General features: G+C 65.8%; 14 protein-coding genes and 1 pseudogene. 10 read left to right on the plus strand and 5 right to left on the minus strand.

All coding sequences use genetic code 11. The annotated features are described in order from the left end of the window. Nucleotides 1-355 precede the first annotated feature (355 nt). The 3 genes from ACPTTF_RS08775 to ACPTTF_RS08785 form a co-directional block, all read right to left on the minus strand. Nucleotides 356-925, minus strand: coding sequence for a hypothetical protein (locus ACPTTF_RS08775; protein ID WP_423370922.1), 570 nt, complete (start codon nt 923-925; stop codon nt 356-358). Between the two features lie 314 nt (nt 926-1,239). Further along, on the minus strand, nt 1,240-1,944 hold the full coding sequence (locus ACPTTF_RS08780) for a glutathione S-transferase N-terminal domain-containing protein (RefSeq protein ID WP_423370923.1): 705 nt from the start codon (nt 1,942-1,944) through the stop codon (nt 1,240-1,242). A 696-nt stretch (nt 1,945-2,640) separates the two neighbouring features. Continuing rightward, nucleotides 2,641-2,973, minus strand: a complete 333-nt coding sequence (locus ACPTTF_RS08785) for a DUF6572 domain-containing protein (protein ID WP_423370924.1) — start codon at nt 2,971-2,973, stop codon at nt 2,641-2,643. Between the two features lie 339 nt (nt 2,974-3,312). Here ACPTTF_RS08785 and ACPTTF_RS08790 point away from each other — a divergent pair, with 339 nt between their 5' ends. From ACPTTF_RS08790 to ACPTTF_RS08805, 4 genes and pseudogenes are all read left to right on the plus strand, one after another. Continuing rightward, nucleotides 3,313-3,705 carry a hypothetical protein gene (locus tag ACPTTF_RS08790; protein WP_423370925.1) on the plus strand — a complete coding sequence of 131 codons (393 nt, stop codon included), beginning with the start codon at nt 3,313-3,315 and terminating at the stop codon, nt 3,703-3,705. Between the two features lie 69 nt (nt 3,706-3,774). Further along, the gene (locus ACPTTF_RS08795; protein WP_423391158.1) at nt 3,775-4,314 is read left to right on the plus strand and encodes an Imm21 family immunity protein; all 540 of its coding nucleotides are present in this window, start codon (nt 3,775-3,777) and stop codon (nt 4,312-4,314) included. A 67-nt stretch (nt 4,315-4,381) separates the two neighbouring features. Next, nucleotides 4,382-4,621: pseudogene (locus ACPTTF_RS08800) on the plus strand (transposase); the annotation flags it as partial. Further along, nucleotides 4,605-5,060 (plus strand): hypothetical protein, encoded by a 456-nt coding sequence (locus ACPTTF_RS08805; RefSeq protein ID WP_423370927.1) that lies wholly within the window; start codon nt 4,605-4,607, stop codon nt 5,058-5,060. The pseudogene ACPTTF_RS08800 and the gene ACPTTF_RS08805, both read left to right, overlap by 17 nt. 513 nt (nt 5,061-5,573) lie before the next feature. On the opposite strand, the gene ACPTTF_RS08810 is transcribed toward ACPTTF_RS08805, so the two are convergent. Both ACPTTF_RS08810 and ACPTTF_RS08815 read right to left on the minus strand, forming a co-directional pair. Then, complete coding sequence (locus ACPTTF_RS08810) at nt 5,574-6,698, minus strand: porin (RefSeq protein ID WP_423370928.1); 1,125 nt, start codon at nt 6,696-6,698, stop codon at nt 5,574-5,576. A 261-nt stretch (nt 6,699-6,959) separates the two neighbouring features. Further along, entirely contained in the window at nt 6,960-9,662 is a 2,703-nt protein-coding gene (locus tag ACPTTF_RS08815) for a LuxR C-terminal-related transcriptional regulator (protein WP_423370929.1), read from the minus strand. Nucleotides 9,663-9,904: 242 nt separating this feature from the next. On the opposite strand from ACPTTF_RS08815, the gene ACPTTF_RS08820 reads away from it, so the two are divergent. The 6 genes from ACPTTF_RS08820 (at nt 9,905) to ACPTTF_RS08845 (ending at nt 16,121) form a co-directional block, all read left to right on the plus strand. Further along, on the plus strand, nt 9,905-10,966 hold the full coding sequence (locus tag ACPTTF_RS08820) for a universal stress protein (RefSeq protein WP_423370930.1): 1,062 nt from the start codon (nt 9,905-9,907) through the stop codon (nt 10,964-10,966). Between the two features lie 18 nt (nt 10,967-10,984). Next, complete coding sequence (locus ACPTTF_RS08825; protein ID WP_423370931.1) at nt 10,985-11,965, plus strand: quinone oxidoreductase family protein; 981 nt, start codon at nt 10,985-10,987, stop codon at nt 11,963-11,965. Between the two features lie 10 nt (nt 11,966-11,975). Beyond that, on the plus strand, nt 11,976-12,824 hold the full coding sequence (locus tag ACPTTF_RS08830; RefSeq protein ID WP_423370932.1) for a TauD/TfdA dioxygenase family protein: 849 nt from the start codon (nt 11,976-11,978) through the stop codon (nt 12,822-12,824). Nucleotides 12,825-12,941: 117 nt separating this feature from the next. After that, nucleotides 12,942-13,997: a 3-keto-5-aminohexanoate cleavage protein gene (locus ACPTTF_RS08835; protein ID WP_423370933.1), complete on the plus strand. Its 1,056-nt coding sequence runs from the start codon at nt 12,942-12,944 to the stop codon at nt 13,995-13,997. A gap of 164 nt (nt 13,998-14,161) precedes the next feature. Continuing rightward, complete coding sequence (locus ACPTTF_RS08840; protein WP_423370934.1) at nt 14,162-15,511, plus strand: MFS transporter; 1,350 nt, start codon at nt 14,162-14,164, stop codon at nt 15,509-15,511. Nucleotides 15,512-15,527: 16 nt separating this feature from the next. Beyond that, nucleotides 15,528-16,121 carry an RBBP9/YdeN family alpha/beta hydrolase gene (locus ACPTTF_RS08845; RefSeq protein WP_423370935.1) on the plus strand — a complete coding sequence of 198 codons (594 nt, stop codon included), beginning with the start codon at nt 15,528-15,530 and terminating at the stop codon, nt 16,119-16,121. Nucleotide 16,122: the final 1 nt, after the last annotated feature.

The following is a 16,122-nucleotide window of genomic DNA, read 5'->3' on the forward strand; positions in this document are numbered from 1 at the left end:
GTGTTGGTGACCCTGATACGCGAAATTCGCGAAGGCCAAAACCCAAATCATACTTTCTCTTGAAGGCAAAGAAGTTGCTTCTGTGAATTCAAGTCGTCGACAAGGCATCTTGATGGATGTCTGCCTCCACATCCGTAACGGACGCTTGAACGTAAAGTTCGACGGGACGCTCCTCACCGACAAGACTTGTTCACATACACCGCCGGAAAGCTGTCGTAGGGATTTGCAACGTCGGCTGCTTAGAACGTTCGTTGCGCTAGATCAATCGGCCATAGGCATCCATTCTGGCGCTGCCAGTGCGCGACGGCTGCACTGCTGGATGCCACCCCGAACAGCGACTTCAATAGGCAGTAGTCTATTTCAACGCCATTTCGAATGCTTCGTGTGGGTCAAAACCTTCCATGAGGAGCGCCAGGATCTTCTCCCTGTGATTACGAATCGAGGCGGGGAGTCGTGCCTCGTTTTCCCTGAAATAGGCGAAGAGCACGTCCCGAGCCGCTGCTTCCGAAAGCGGCTTTCGCCTGTTGATGCGTATTGTCTCGACCACTTCTGCTTCAAATACAACACCATCGACCTCCCAATTGAAAGCGAATGCTTCTTTCTGAAATTCGCTTGCCTGAGCGAGCCCCACATAGTTCGGGCCGGGTGCGGTCGTTCCCCGCTGGACTACGATACTTGCAAGATCCGGAACGCCGCGGCGCAAGCAGAAGGTGCGAATTACATCAAGAATCCTGCCCGACGCACGTGGGATGACGCGCTGAATCTCGCTGTTGTCGGGGTATGTCGCTTGAGCTCGTTCAATTAGATCGCCATAGCTAATCAGCTTTCCTTGCTTCGCGTATTCGACCAGAATCGGAAAGAGGAGACTGGCAAGTCGAAGCGAACGTTCCGTGACATTCGGATACAGGGGGGCGATTTGCGGCATGACTGCGCTCTGATCGATGTGATATTTGTGATCTTCCGATCTTGGAAGACCAGATTAGGTAATCTGGATATCGGCTACCGGATTAAAACCTTGAGTTCCCTGCCTCCGACTTTCGGGCATGAAGGGCCGCTCTCTGGGGCGGCGCTAACGTTCCAACGTCCGCATGAAAGTGTTTTCGAACGACCGCTTTTGGCCAAACCCCGACGGTCTTTTCAGCGTTCCCTGGAAATTCGCAATGCCCCCAAAAGCCCACCGCACAATGCGGCGGGCGGTTCAAGACCGCGGGCCGCACAGCGTGCGACCCGCGCGGCCGTTCAGCCGCGTGCCGGGATATTGAGCCCGCGCGCAACAGCCGGACGCGCCACGAACGCGTCGAGCACGCGCGCGACGTTGCGGAATTCACTGAAGCCGACCAGGTCGCCCGCCTCGTAGAAACCGACGAGATTTCGCACCCATGGGAAGATCGCGATGTCGGCGATTGTGTAGGTATCGCCCATCACCCACTGGCGGTTCGCGAGATGCGCGTCGAGCACGCCGAGCAGGCGCTTCGACTCGTCGACGTAGCGGTCGCGCGGGCGCTTGTCCTCGTAGTCGCGGCCGGCGAACTTGTGGAAGAAGCCGACCTGGCCGAACATCGGCCCGATGCCGCCCATCTGGAACATCACCCACTGGATTGTCTCGTAGCGGCCCGCGAGATCCTTCGGGATCAGTTGGCCCGTCTTGTCCGCGAGATAGATCAGGATCGCGCCCGATTCGAACAGCGGCAGCGGCTTGCCGTCGGGGCCGTCCGGATCGATGATCGCGGGGATCTTGTTGTTCGGGTTCAGCGACAGGAACGCGGGCGAGAGCTGGTCGTTCGTGTCGAAGCGCACGAGATGCGGCTCGTACGGCAGGCCGGTTTCCTCGAGCATGATCGACACCTTGACGCCGTTCGGCGTCGGCAGCGAGTAGAGCTGGAGACGGTCGGGATGCTGGGCCGGCCACTTTTGCGTGATCGGGAAGGCGGACAGGTCGGACATGAAGGTTCGCTCGTCGAAGTGAATGATCCGCGCGCCGTCCATGCTGCCGCGCGCCACGGTCGATGGCGCGGCGGCGGGGCGGAGCGCGCCGAAAACGCCCACTGTAGCCGATCCCGGCGATCGATGCCGATGGCCGCCGCGCGCGGCGGGCGCTGTTCCGTCACAATAAATTTTAGAAATGCCAACAAAGCTTGGAAAGTTGACGAGGTGACCGGCAAAATTTTTTAGATCGTAACCGACATGAAAGCCCTCGTCACGAGGGCATTTTTTCGAAATTTGAACTTCTACGGTTGTGCAAAATCACTGACAGCGCACACTCGAACTGATCGATTTTGCGACGAGGTGCAAACGGCCTTACTGAATGGTCTGAGCGTCGCGTTGCACGCAGGCGCGTCTGGAGTTGTGTGCTCCGGCTGACATGACACCGCTTTCCGGTTCGCCCGCGGCCTATCTGGCAGGCGGCTTTACGGCTGTCGGCGCATAGCTGAAGTCCCACTGTCGATAGCTGCTCGCGGTAGCGAAGCGGATTTGATCCTCGCGGAATCCAGCGATCTTGAGCGGTTTTTTCGAGGACGAACTGCGCACCCCTTGAATCCCACCCTCGGGCGCGATAATTGCGCTGCTGGCTGTCACCAACTCGAAGCGAGAAGTGACTTGGCCGCCGAGCGCTTCAGGCAATTTGCGCGGGTCCTTGCGTCACTGGCTGATCAGATTGACACATAGGCGGATGTTTTGCTTCAACAGCAAGGCTTGGGCTTGCGTGATAACGCTATCGACATTGAGTGGCGGCCTCGCTGCGCTATCTATCTGGATTCTTACGGGCTTTCCCTTGCTTTGAGGAAAGTGCGCAGCAAGTCCGCCATCAAGTGCGAAGTTCACGTAGTTATTGAGCTTTTGAAGAAGGAGAGTTTGCTCTTCCTCCGAGTCGTCCCAGTCGTTCATCGCGGAGATAACCAGGACATATTCGTTGCTCGTTGGATCGACCGTTACTAGGTCGAGCTGCTCGGGATTCTTAAGGGTCGTCTGCATACTACTCGTTTGGGATGAGGGCCTTAGGTCTGAGCCAGTCTGCGTGAGCCGAAAGAATCCTTGCTCGTGTCTCCTGACGTGACGAACCGAACCTCATAAACCGCGTGGGTCGGCTGTATGGTGTCGAAATCTCATGTAGAGGATCGGTACTGGTTCATATTACAGTAAAGCGGCCTTGCTCATCCATGAATTGAACCATAAGCGATTCTTACGAAGTCCGAGTGACCAGCACCCAGATCAAAGCCGCCTGCGGGATGGGGCGAGACCAAGCTTACCGACTCCCGACCATCATATGCGTACGACCTGAACGACGACATCACGAACACGAATGTCGACCTGATGAGCGCGACGGAAGTCATCGGCTATGACAATAGTAATCGCGAGGTCACTGAAAGCGGATGTCACATATGCGGCACCAAGGATCCGGGAACGAAATCAGGCTATTGCATTGGCGATCACATCCCACCGACCAAGTTGGCGAGCGCTCAAGAGCAGAGTCTGTTCCCGAGTTGGGTGACGTGTCCCAATGCCCAGGGTGGATTCGTGAGCGGACCGCTTAGGCTTACGGCGGAGGCAACTGCAGTGGTAGGTTCGACAATCAGCGAAGCCGCCACTCATGTGTGGAACGACTTCAAGCAAGATCCACTGGGAGGGGTTTCCTGGACGATGCAGTCAAACTCCCTGGGAGATGGGACCCTGAAGGGCATGCGTAAAGGCGCGTCGGGTTTTTGAACGTCAGGCTGCGGCCCTGCGCACCCTGTGCGCAGGGCTTTTAGATGCAAGACTCTTCATAAGGTTTGCATGATGAAATGGATCTACTCCAGCGGCGGAAATTTCATTTTCACGGGAATGCCTGTTGCTGAGCGATGGCGAGGCAACGAAGGATCGAGTGTGACGCTCGCTGACACCGGTGGCAGCGATTACGACCTGGCATGCCGTAGCCTCGTGGGACCGGACGAGTATGTGAATGTGTTGAGAAACGTGCTCGTCAGCGATGTTTTGGTGGTGTGTGGGGCGCAACAGGAGATCGGTTTTTATGAAATTTCCGCTGGTTCGTACTTGTTGGTGAAGATCGAGTTTGGTGGGAGCGAAGAGGAAATCGAGCAGTGCGTGCGTGAAGTGGTGAACGGACGATGGGCGAGCGTCGAGGATCAACCCTTCGAGTTCGAGATCAAATCATCGAACATGGTTGTGTTCGACGCGGCGTTTGCCTGGGAAGATGCTGTCGGCATGGACAATACGATCGAGGTCGTGGTCGAGTGCGGGAGGTACGCCGTTTCTTTGATCAAGTACGAGAACGACAATAACCTGCTCTGGGTGGTGCGCTTGAGCAGGGTGTGAGGCTGATTGGCTTTGACGCCCCGGCGCTGCGTCGTAGACCGTAGTTACGCGTTGCCGGCAAAGCGCCAGGGGTCTACTCGCCGCCGCGTTGCGGCCAATCTACGCGGCCGCCAGCGAAGAGGCGGCAAGGCAGGTGCTGCAAGATTTCGCCGGCGGTCCCTGGGGCACGAAGTATCCGACGACCGTGCAGTCGTGGCAGCGCGCGTGAGAGCACGGCGTGCCGTTCTACGTGTTCCCGCCGGAGATTGGACGGGCCTTATACACCACGTACGCTATCGGGCACACAAGCGATGAAGTCAAACGAATTCAAGCAAGGTATATTTGCAACTCTAATGGAACGCGGCTTCCTCCGACGAGGTAATTTAATGTGCTTTTCTGGAAATGGAGCACAAATTGCAGTCGGAGTGGAAAATGGTTTTGGTCAACAGTGGTTTGTTAATGCGGGATTCTGTCTTGACCGGATCGGAATCGGTGAAATAACTCGTATCGAACAGTCACACATGTACTTTCGGCTCGATCGTTTGTTTGCACAGCATCGCGAGTTGATTGTCGGGGCGGGAGCGCTTGATGATATGGAGCAGTCGAGAAAATACGAAGTGTTCCTCAGCCTACTGGCAAGTGAAGTCGGAGAAGAGTTGAAGCGATTTTCTAATGAGCAAGCGATTGCTGAAGCATATCGCACTGGAAGGTTTCGTGAAGGCCTTATTACCAAGTCGGTTAGAGATTTATTTTCTTCTTCAACTTAAATTTTCATAGCAACTGCGGGGCCGACTTACTGAAAAGCTGTCAAGCTCCGGAATAGATTTACAGTATCCGAGCACTAGAACGCCCGATGCACCGCATCGGGCGTTTTGTATTTCAGGGCGACATATGGCCGCTCATGGTTGTAGATATGCATTGACTGTTCGACCATCTTGGCAGCTGGAGTTGACCCTGTATTTCCGGACACAGCATCACACTAAGGTTGCTGAATCCATTGAGCGCCGGAACTCGCGGGGCGAGCGGTATTTCAGCGCGCTATGGCGGAGCCTATCCGAGTCTTTGTGTGTGAGGCATAAACTGACGGCCAAGGAGCCACTTTATGCCACGCAAACGCAAGGAAGAAGTGACGATTGAACCGGGCAAGGGCTTGAACCTGGACCCGGAACTGATCAAGCAACTGGTACCCGGAACGCTGGATCGGGCGACGATCAACGAGCAGCTCGCCGCGCTCAAGAAGGTTTATTGTCACGAAACAGCCGCCACATGCCCGCCAGCCGTCAAAAGCTATGCCGCAGCCCGACCATCGCGGCCGTCGTGCCAACGCCCGGCGCGACCGGCTGCCCGTATACGAGCATCTGGTCCATCGTGCCGCGGTTGTTCACGTGGCCGACCTGCGCATAGACCGTCGTCCGCTTCGACAGGCTGTAGTCGGCCGCGAGCACGACCGCCGTCGACTTGTTCGCCGACACGTTGCGATCCTTCAGGTAATACACGGCCGAGCTCACCTGCAGGAAAGGCGTGAAGCGATAGCCGATACCGGCCGACAGCATGTCGAGGTTCACCTTGTCCGCATGCGACGGATTCCGGCCGTTGCCGTACGACGCCGACACCGAGAAATCGTGGATCGTGTATTTCGCGCCGAAGTACATGAAGCGGTTGTTGTCGACGCCGGTCGGCGCGACGCCCGGCGCGGGGTTCGTGTCGTGCCCGTTGTAGTAGACGGCCGACGCGTTCAGCCCGTAGTTCGCATACCTGAGCACGACCGATTCACGCGTGCCGCCCTGGAACTGCCCGGCCACGCCGCCCGGCGCGTATTCGAGCGCGAGCGACGCGCCCGCGAAAACCGGCGACTGGTAAACGAGCGCATTGCTGTCGTACAGCGCGCCGATCGCGCCGTTGGTGCTCGTCCCGGGCCAGCCGGCCGCCGTGTTCAGGCCGAGCCACGCGGTCAGCACGCTGCCGAAGAACTGCGCGTTGCGCACGTCGGTGTCGGCCATCGCGTAGATCATCGGCACGATCTGGCGACCGGCCGTGACCGAACCGAACGGGCCTGACACACCGAGCGACGCGACCTGGTTGAAGATCGCGACGGCGCCCGGCGTATCGCTCAGCTGCAATTTGCCGGTGCCGCTGTCGAACGAACCCTGCAGCTTGAAGTTGACCTTGTAGCCGCCGCCGAGGTCCTCGCTGCCCTTGATGCCCCAGAAGCTCGAGTAGATGCCGCCGTCCTTCATGCGGAACACCTTGCCCGTATTCGGCGCGGTGGGGCTGAACGACGCCGCCGACGTGCTCTGGTACAGCAGGCCCGTGTCGATCACGCCGTAGAGCGTGACGGAGGATTGCGCGTGCGCGAGCGCCGAACAGCCGGCAAGCGCCGCGAGCGCGGCCAGTTTCGTCTTCATGAAGTCTCCAGGGTCGTATTGGTCCGGACGGGATCGAGCCCGTCCGGGTGAAGCGGGGAAGCAACGAGGCTGGCGGGAAGACGTGACAGGCAATGCCCGCGTGAGCCGTGCGGAAAGACTACGCAACGGCGGGCGGCCGCTCCCCCCCATGCGCGGGGGGCAGGGTTGCGGAGAATCGGCGGGGGGGAGACGCGAGACGGGAGGCGGGGGCGCGTCGACACGCCCGATCACGCCCGATCGGCGGAACCGGCCGAACCAGCGTTACGGCGCGCTTTCGAGCAGGCCGAGCACCAGCGCGCGGCGCACCACATGCTTGCGCGAGCTGGCGTCGAGCTTGCCGAACAGGTTCTTCAGGTGCCACTTCACGGTTTCCTCGCCGACGGCGAGCGCCACCGCGATCTCCTTGTTCGACAGGTTGCGCGCGAGCAGCTCGAGAATCGCACGCTCCTTCGGCGTCAGCACGACGCTCGGCACCGCGCGCGGGCTGGCCACGCCGCGCGGGGCGGGCGGCACGATGCGCGGCGGCGGCAGCGTGTGCCGCGCGGGGCCGGCACCGCCGGCCGCTTCGTCGCCGGCGCGGCGTGCCCAGTCGGCGACGGCCGGATGGGCGTCGGCGAGCGTGCGCGTCAGCCCGAACACGTCCGCGAGGTTCATCGCCTCGTCGAGCAGCGCGCGGCCGCCGCCGCCCGACTGTTCGAGCGCGAACGCGCTGAGCGCCATGATCTCGATCCGCGCCTGCCCCATGCTCATTTCACGGGCCAGCACCGCTGCTTCGTCGAGCGCCGCGCGCGCGTCGTCCCAGCGGCGCGCGGCCAGCGCCGCGCCCGCATGCGCGCTCGCCTGCAGCAGCACGACGGGGCGTCGCCACAACGGCCCGTGCGACGGAAACTCGGCCGCGGCGATCGCATCGATCCGCTCGACGAGCGCATGGCAAGTCGCCTCGCGATAGCGCGCCGCGTGAATGCGCACCTGCTCGGCGAGACTCGCGACCGACAGGCGCGGCAAGCGGCGCGCGACGCCCATCGCGTCGAGCGCTTCGAGCAGGTCGATCGCGCGGTGCTCGACGCCGCGCAGCAGCGCGATGCGCGCGGCGGTGCGATAGCCGAGCAGCACGGTATCGGGCGTGCCTGCATGTTCGAGCACGTCGAGCCGGTTCGCGAGCAACGCGGCGGCCTGGTCGACGCGGTCGGCCTCGTACGCGAGCGCCGCGCACATCGCGGCGAGCATGCAGGTCAGCGGATGGCGGCGTCCGAGATCGGCTTCCGCGCGGGCCAGCGCCGGCGACAGCGCATCGTCGGCCAGCCGGACCTGGCCTTCGCGCAGGTAGCTCAGGCCCGTGATCAGCTCGCCCCAGCGCGCGACATAACCGAACCCGGCCGCCGTCTCGCCGCGCGGCGCGGCGTGCTGGAAGCGGCGCGCCTGCGCCGGTTCGCCGACGATGATCGCGCGCGCCGACAGCCGGTTCGCGTGCATTTGCGCGAGCCACGTCGCCGCCGGCGGCGTGAAGTCGGCCCACGGTTCGAACAGCTCGACGAAACGGTCGATTTCGTCGGCGTAATACGCAGCCGCGCTGAGGATCAGCGCGCATTCGTAGCGCATCGCCGCGGGCGTGCCGGTATCCGCGAGGATGCCCGCGATCTGGCGCTGCGCCTCGACGTGGCGCTCGCCGAGCGCCAGCGCCCACGCGACCGCGATGCGCAGCGTCGGGCGCTTGTCGAGCTCCGCATCGGGCAACAGCGCGAGCCAGTCGAGCACGTCGTTGATGCGGCCCTGCTTGATCGCATCCTCGAGGCAGCGCTGTGCGAGCGCGTACGCCACCTCGAACTGGCCGGCCGCATACGCGTGGCGCGCGGCTTCCTCGGTCATCCCGTGCGCGTCGAGCCAGGCGGCCGTGCGCGCATGCAGCGCGTTGCGCTCGGCGTCGGGGCTCGCAGCCAGGCGGTCGCGCAGCGTGTCGCGCACGAGCGGATGCAGCCGGCACCAGTCCGAATCGTCCGACGCAATGAACAGCGGCGTGTCGCGGGCGAGCCGTGCGAGACGGCCGGGCGCGTCCGCGTCGTCGAGCAGCGCGGCGCACAGCGACGGATGCAGGCGATCGGCGATGCTCGTGCGGGTCAGGAACGCCGTGTCGTCGGCCGACAGGTTCGCGAGCAGCAGCTCGACGAGGCGGTCGCGCGTGCCGTCCACGCGGGCGGCGAGCGCGTCGACCGCCTGGCGCGGATCGGCCGAGCGCGCCATCGCGGCCATCGCGAGCTGCAGGCCGAGCGGCCAGCCGTCGACGCGTTCGAACAGCCGCGCGCACGCGTCGGCGTCGACCCGCTGCGCAAAGCGCGCGCCGACCAGCGCGATCGTCTCGTCGAGCGTGAAGCGCAGCCAGTCGGGGCCCGCGAGCGTGCATTGCCCGCCGGCGAGCAGGTCGCCGGCCGTGTGGTCGAGCCCGCGCCGCGCGGCAACGACGACATGCAGGTTCTGCGGCGCGTTGTGCAGCACGTAGGTCAGCGCATCGAGGCCGGCCGGCGGCAGCCGCTCCGCATCGTCGACGATCAGGAGTGCATCGATCGACAGTTGCGCGACCTCGGCCAGCCACGCGGTCACGCCCTCCAGCGCGCGGGCCGCGTCGGCCGCGCCGAGCGGGATCAGGCGCCCGAAGCCGGGCCGCGCGCAACCGGTCCGCACCGCCTGCACGAGCCCCTGCAGCAATCGGGCCGCATCGTCGCGCTCGTCGGCCGACAGCCATACGACCGCGCGGCCGAGCGCGAGGGTCTCGCGGCGCCATTGCGCGAGCAGCGACGTCTTGCCGTAGCCGGCCGGCGCCTGCACGAGCGTGACCGGCCGGCCGTCGAAAGCGGGCGCGGCGAGGCTCAGCCGCGCGCGGGCCAGCAACTGCGCCGGCACGCGCGGCGCGGTCGTCTTCAGGACCAGTTCGGTGGGGGGCGCGTCGGCGCGTTCGGGTGGGTGGGCCATCGGGGCAGGGGTCGGATTCCGGCGGTGCCGTGCGGGCCAGCGTCCGGGGTGGGCGTGGGGGGAAGGATCGGCCGAACCGCGTTCGCGCGTCAATCCCCCCCGCGACGAGTGGGGCCGCACCGGCACCGTGTCGATAGCATGGGTTCCGATGCAGGACGAACGCAACGAGGAGAGGGCCATGAACATCGTATCGACCGGCACGCGGCGCCACGCGCCGCTCGCCGGATAAACGGAGCGGCACGATGTACCGCCATCTGCTCGTGACGGTCGACGGCGCGCCCGGCGGCATCGACGCGATCGGCCATGCGCTCGAACTGGCGCGCGCGGTCGGCGCCCGGGTCACGTTCATGCTGGCCGGCGCCGCGCCGGACTCGCGTTTATCCGGAGCGCGGCTGCCGGAACACGGTGCGAAAGTGGAAGCCGCGGCGCGGGCGCAGGGCTTGTCCCACGCGATCGCGGGGGCCGGCCACCCGGCGGCCGGCGGCGCAGCCCCCGGCGCACTGGCGGCCGAACTCGGCTGCGACCTGATCGGTGTCGCGGCGCTGCCGCACGATGCCGATGCAGCGGCCTGCGCGCAACGGCGGGACCTGCTCGCGACGAGCGGCGTGCCGGTGCTCGTGTGCACGTCGCGGCGATCGCCCGCCGAGGCACGCGTGATGGCGCGTTGCCTCGATGCGCATCGCACGGTCGGCGTGTTGCTGTATGCGTTGATGGCGTCCGCCACACACGTGGACGCACCGCAGCGGCAAGCGAGCGACACGCAGCGTGCGCTGATGGCGTCCGCCACACACGTGGACGTACCGCAGCGGCAAGCGAGCGACACGCAGCGTGCTCTGACGGCGTCTGCCGCGAACGCGGACGCGCCGCAGCGGCGCGCGGCCGACATGCAGCGTGCGCTGGCATCGCTCGCCGCGCTGCAGCGCGCCCGTGTCGGCACGGCCGCCGAAGCGCGCCTCTTCACGGCATTGCGCGTGCGCGCGGAGTGCGTCGCGGCCGAACTGGACGAACTCGACCGCCAGCGGCAGCGTGACGCGCAAGCGCTCGATGCGCTCGAGCGGATCGCCGCGGACGGGCTGCCGTCGGCCGCGTTCGATGCGGCGCTCGCTCGTTATGCGCACGGCGCGTTCGAGCAGATGGGGCGGATGGAAGGCGTGATTTTCCCGGCCGCGCGGCGCTACCTGGGCGACGCGGACTGGGCCGAACTGGATGAACCGCTGGCGGACGGCGCAGCCGCGACGCCGCCACGCGCGAACAAAGCGAACGAACCGAACGAACCCGACGATGCGCGACGCGCATCCGACTGACACCCTACGGAGAACAACATGGCACATGCAGTGCGATTCCACGAAACCGGCGGCCCCGACGTGCTGCGCTGGGAAGCGATCGACGTCGGCGACCCGGGCGCCGGCCAGGTGCGCCTGCGGCACGACGCGGTCGGGCTGAATTTCGCCGATACGTACTTCCGCAGCGGCCTGTATCCGGTGCCGCTGCCGGCCGGCCTCGGCGTCGAGGCGGCCGGCGTGGTCGAGGCGATCGGGCCCGGCGTGACGAACGTCGCCGTCGGCGACCGCGTGACCTACACGGGCTTCCTGAACACGCTCGGCGCATACAGCACCGAACGGCTGATCCCCGCCGCGCCGCTCGTGCGGCTGCCGGCCGGCATTTCGTGCGAAACGGCCGCGGCGATGACGATGCGCGGACTGACGTCGGCCTACCTGCTGCGCCGCATCCACGCGTTCGCGCCGGGCGACACGATCCTGCTGCACGCGGCCGCCGGCGGCGTCGGGCTGATCGTGTCGCAATGGGCGAAGCTGCTCGGGCTTACCGTGATCGGCACGGTATCCAGCGAGCACAAGGCCGCGATCGCCCGCGCGCACGGCTGCGACCATACGATCGACTACAGCCGCGAGGACGTCGCGAAACGCGTGCGCGAGCTGACGGACGGCGCGGGCGTCGGCGTCGTGTTCGACAGCGTCGGCAAGGACACCTTCGAAGGCTCGCTCGATTCGCTGAAGCGGCGCGGGCTGATGGTGTGCGTCGGCACCGCGTCGGGCCCGATCCCGCCGTTCGATCCGCAGCGCCTCGCGATGAAAGGTTCGCTGTACCTGACGCGCCCGGCGCTGGCCGACTACATCGCCGATCCGGCCGAGAAGAACGACCTGGCCGGCGAACTGTTCGCGCACGTCGCCGCCGGCCGCATCAAGATCGAGATCAACCAGCGCTACGCGCTGCAGGACGCCGCGCAGGCGCACCGCGATCTCGAATCGCGCAAGACCACCGGTTCGTCGGTGTTCATCGTCTGAGGAGACGCGCATGCGAGTCGAACCCCTGACCTGCGCGCTCGGCGCGGAACTGCTGGACGTGAGCCTCGCCGACGCCGTGCACGATGACGGCCTGTTCGCCGAGATCCGCGCGCAACTGCTCCGGCATCGCGTGCTGTTCCTGCGCGACCAGGACATCACGCGCGCCGAGCATGTCGCGTTCGCGCGGCGCTTCGGCGAGCTCGAGGATCATCCGGTTGCCGGCAGCGATCCCGAGCACCCGGGGCTCGTGCGGATCTACAAGTCGCCCGACCAGGCGAACGACCGCTACGAGAATGCGTGGCACAGCGATGCGAGCTGGCGCGTGGCGCCGCCGTTCGGCTGCGTGCTGCGCTGCATCGACGGTCCGCCGGTTGGCGGCGACACGATGTGGGCGAACATGGTGCTCGCGTACGAGCGCCTGCCGGAGCACGTGAAGCAGCAGATCGACGACTTGCGCGCGCGCCACAGCATCGAGGCGAGCTTCGGCGCGGCGATGCCGATCGACAAGCGCCTCGCGCTGAAAGCGCAGTACCCGGACGCCGAGCATCCGGTCGTGCGCACGCACCCCGAAACCGGCGAGAAGGTGCTGTACGTGAACGCGTTCACCACGCATTTCACGAACTTTCACACGCCCGCGCGCGTGCGGGTCGGGCAGGACGCGAACCCCGGCGCCGGCCAGTTGCTGCAGTACCTGATCAGCCAGGCCTTCATTCCCGAATACCAGGTGCGCTGGCGCTGGAAGAAGAACAGCGTCGCGATCTGGGACAACCGCAGCACCCAGCACTACGCGGTGATGGACTACCCGCCGTGCGTGCGCCGAATGGAGCGCGCGGGCATCGTCGGCGACGTGCCGTTCTGAGCGCGCCCGCACCGTAACCGATCCGCACCCCTGAACAACGCGCCGGGCCCGCCGCCCGGCGCGACGGGATACGCACGCCCGTACGCCCGAATACAACGATTTCCACTGGAGGACGACATGCAATTTCTCGACGATTCGCTGCACCCGGAAAACCAGGACAAGGTGGTCATCACGGTCGCGCCGTACGGCCCCGAATGGATGCCGGCCGATTTTCCGGAAGACATTCCGGTGACGATGGACGAGCACGTGCAGAAGGCCGTCGACTGCTACAACGCAGGCGCGACGGTGCTGCACATGCACGTGCGCGAGCTCGACGGCAAGGGCAGCAAGCGGCTGTCGAAGTTCAACGAGCTGCTCGGCCGGCTGCGCGAGGCGGTGCCCGACATGATCCTGCAGGTGGGCGGCTCGATCTCGTTCGCGCCGGAGGGCGAGGGCGCCGATGCGAAATGGCTGTCCGACGACACGCGCCACATGCTCGCCGAGCTGACGCCGAAACCCGACCAGGTGACGGTCGCGATCAACACCGTGCAGATGAACATCACCGAGCTGATGAACCGCAAGGACATCGCCGGCACGTCGCTGAACGAAGCCGCGTTGTGGGACGCGTACCGCGAGATGACCGTGCCGGCCGGCCCCGGCTGGGTCGACGAGCACCTGCGCCGCCTGCAGGAGGCCGGCATCCAGCCGCATTTCCAGCTCACCGGCATGCATGCGCTGGAAACGCTCGAACGGATCATCCGCCGCGGCGTCTATCGCGGCCCGCTGAACGTCACGTGGGTCGGCATCGGCGGCGGCTTCGACGGCCCGAATCCGTACAACTTCATGGAATTCGTCCGGCGTTGCCCCGACGGCGCGTGCATCACGCTCGAATCGCTGATGAAGAACGTGCTGCCGATCAACACGGTCGCGATGGCGCTGGGCCTGCATCCGCGCTGCGGGATCGAGGACACGATCATCGACCAGAAGGGCAACCGGATGACATCGGTACAGCAGGTCGAGCAGTGCGCACGGATCGCGCGCGAACTCGGCCGCGACATCGCCACCGGCAAGGAGGCGAAGGCGATCTACCGGATCGGCGTGCAGTACGACGGCATCGACGAGACCCTTGCTCAGCTCGGCATGGCGCCGAACCGCCGGCCGGGCCAGGTGAACGTACCGCTGCGGGCCGCCTGACGCATCCGCGCATCCGGGCAAGCGGCCGTGGCGGCCGCCGCCCGCCGATCGTTGTGGCGTGGCACCCATCCCCGCACGTGGTGCGGGGGCGGACTCCGGTCAACGGAGCGGGGCCACGCAAGCCGCGCCGGAGCACGACCGCTCCGGTGCCGGAGGAGACACGCATGCTGATCCATCATGTCGAGCCGTCGATGCAGGACGTCGCCGCCGGCCGGCGCGCGCCTGCCTATGCGTGGCTCGTGTTCGGGCTGACCGTCGGCCTGCTGCTGTCGGACTACATGTCACGGCAGGTGCTCAACGCCGTGTTCCCGCTCCTCAAGCACGCGTGGGCGCTGTCGGACACGCAGCTCGGTTCGCTTTCCGGCGTCGTCGCGCTGCTGGTCGGGCTGCTGACGTTCCCGCTGTCGGTGCTCGCCGACCGCTTCGGGCGCGTGCGCAGCATCGTGCTGATGGCCGCGTTGTGGAGCGTCGCGACGCTCGGCTGCGCGCTGTCGACCAATTACACGGAGATGCTCGTCGCGCGCGGCCTCGTCGGGCTCGGCGAAGCCGCGTACGGCAGCGTCGGCGTCGCGCTCATCCTCAGCATCTTTCCGGCCCGCCTGCGCGCGACGCTGACCGGCGCGTTCATGGCCGGCGGCGCATTCGGCTCCGTGTTCGGCATGGCGCTCGGCGGGCTGGTCGGCGCGCATCTCGGCTGGCGCTGGTCGTTCGGCGTGATGGCCGCGCTCGGCATCGTGCTGCTCGTCGCGTATCGCTGCGTCGTGACCGAACGGCGGCTCGCCGCGTATCGAACCGAATATGGCACCGAATTTGGCGCCGAACCCTGTCGGCGCGACGCCGACACGCCGCGCGACCTGCGCGGCAGCGTGCGCGTGCTGATGTCGGGGCTGTTCGCGTCGCGTTCGGTGATCTGCGCGTATCTCGGCAGCGGGCTGCACCTGTTCGTGCCGGGCGCGCTGTTCGCGTGGCTGCCGAGCTACCTGAACCGCTACTACGCGATGGCGCCCGACCGCGCGGCCGTGCTCGCGGCCGGCTTCGTGCTGCTCGCGGGCGTCGGGATGGTCGGCTGCGGGATATTCACCGACCGCGTCGGCAAGACCGACGGCAAGCGCAAGTGGCTGACCGCGATCGCGTATTGCGTGGTGACCGGCGTCTGCCTCGCGGTCGCGTTCCGGCTGCCGCCCGGGCCGCTGCAGCTCACGCTGATCTGCGCGGGGATGCTGGTGGGCGCGGGCGCGTCCGGTGCGTCGGGCGCGATGGTCGCAAACCTGACGCCGGCCGCGATCCACGCGTCGGCGTTCGCGACGCTCACGCTCGCCAACAACCTGCTCGGCATGGCGCCGGGCCCGCTGCTGACGGGGTGGGTCGCCGATCGCGCCGGCCTCGTCGGCGCACTCCAATGGATTCCCGTCGTGCCGCTCATGGCCGCCGTGCTGTTCGCGATCGGACGCGCGAGCTATGTGGCCGACCTCGCGCGCGTCGAACGCGAACGGCGCGCATCCCGACTTTCCTGAACGCTTCGGAGCCTATATGACCCTGACGACCGCACCCACCATCCTGATCGTGCCCGGCTTGCGCGATCACGTCGAAGACCACTGGCAGACGCACCTCGAACGGCGCCTGCCGAACGCGCGCTCCGTCGCACCGCTCGAAGCGGACAAGCTGAGCCGCGCCGCACGCGTCGCGGCGCTCGATGCGGCGCTGGCCGCGATCGACGGCCCGGTGATCCTCGTCGCGCACAGCGCGGGGGTGATGATTACGGTGCACTGGGCGCGGCAGGCCACGCGCCCGATCCACGGCGCGCTGCTCGCGGCGCCGGCCGATCTCGAGTCGCCGATGCCCGCCGGTTATCCGGCGCCCGATGCGATCGACGCGAACGGCTGGACGCCGGTGCCGACCGGGCGGCTGCCGTTTCCGAGCATCGTCGCCGCGAGCCGCAACGATCCGCTCGCGCGCTTCGAACGCGTCGAAGTGCTGGCGGCGGGGTGGGGCAGCAAGCTCGTCGATCTCGGCGAGGTGGGCCACCTGAATCCGGCGTCCGGGTATGGCGAGTGGCATGACGCCGAACGGCTGATCGAAGCGGTGAAGGTGTTGGGCGAAGGCGATTCACGCTTGAGGAACTGAT

This window comes from Burkholderia crassaminum (genome assembly GCF_964265005.1).
Taxonomy (GTDB): Bacteria; Pseudomonadota; Gammaproteobacteria; order Burkholderiales; family Burkholderiaceae; genus Burkholderia.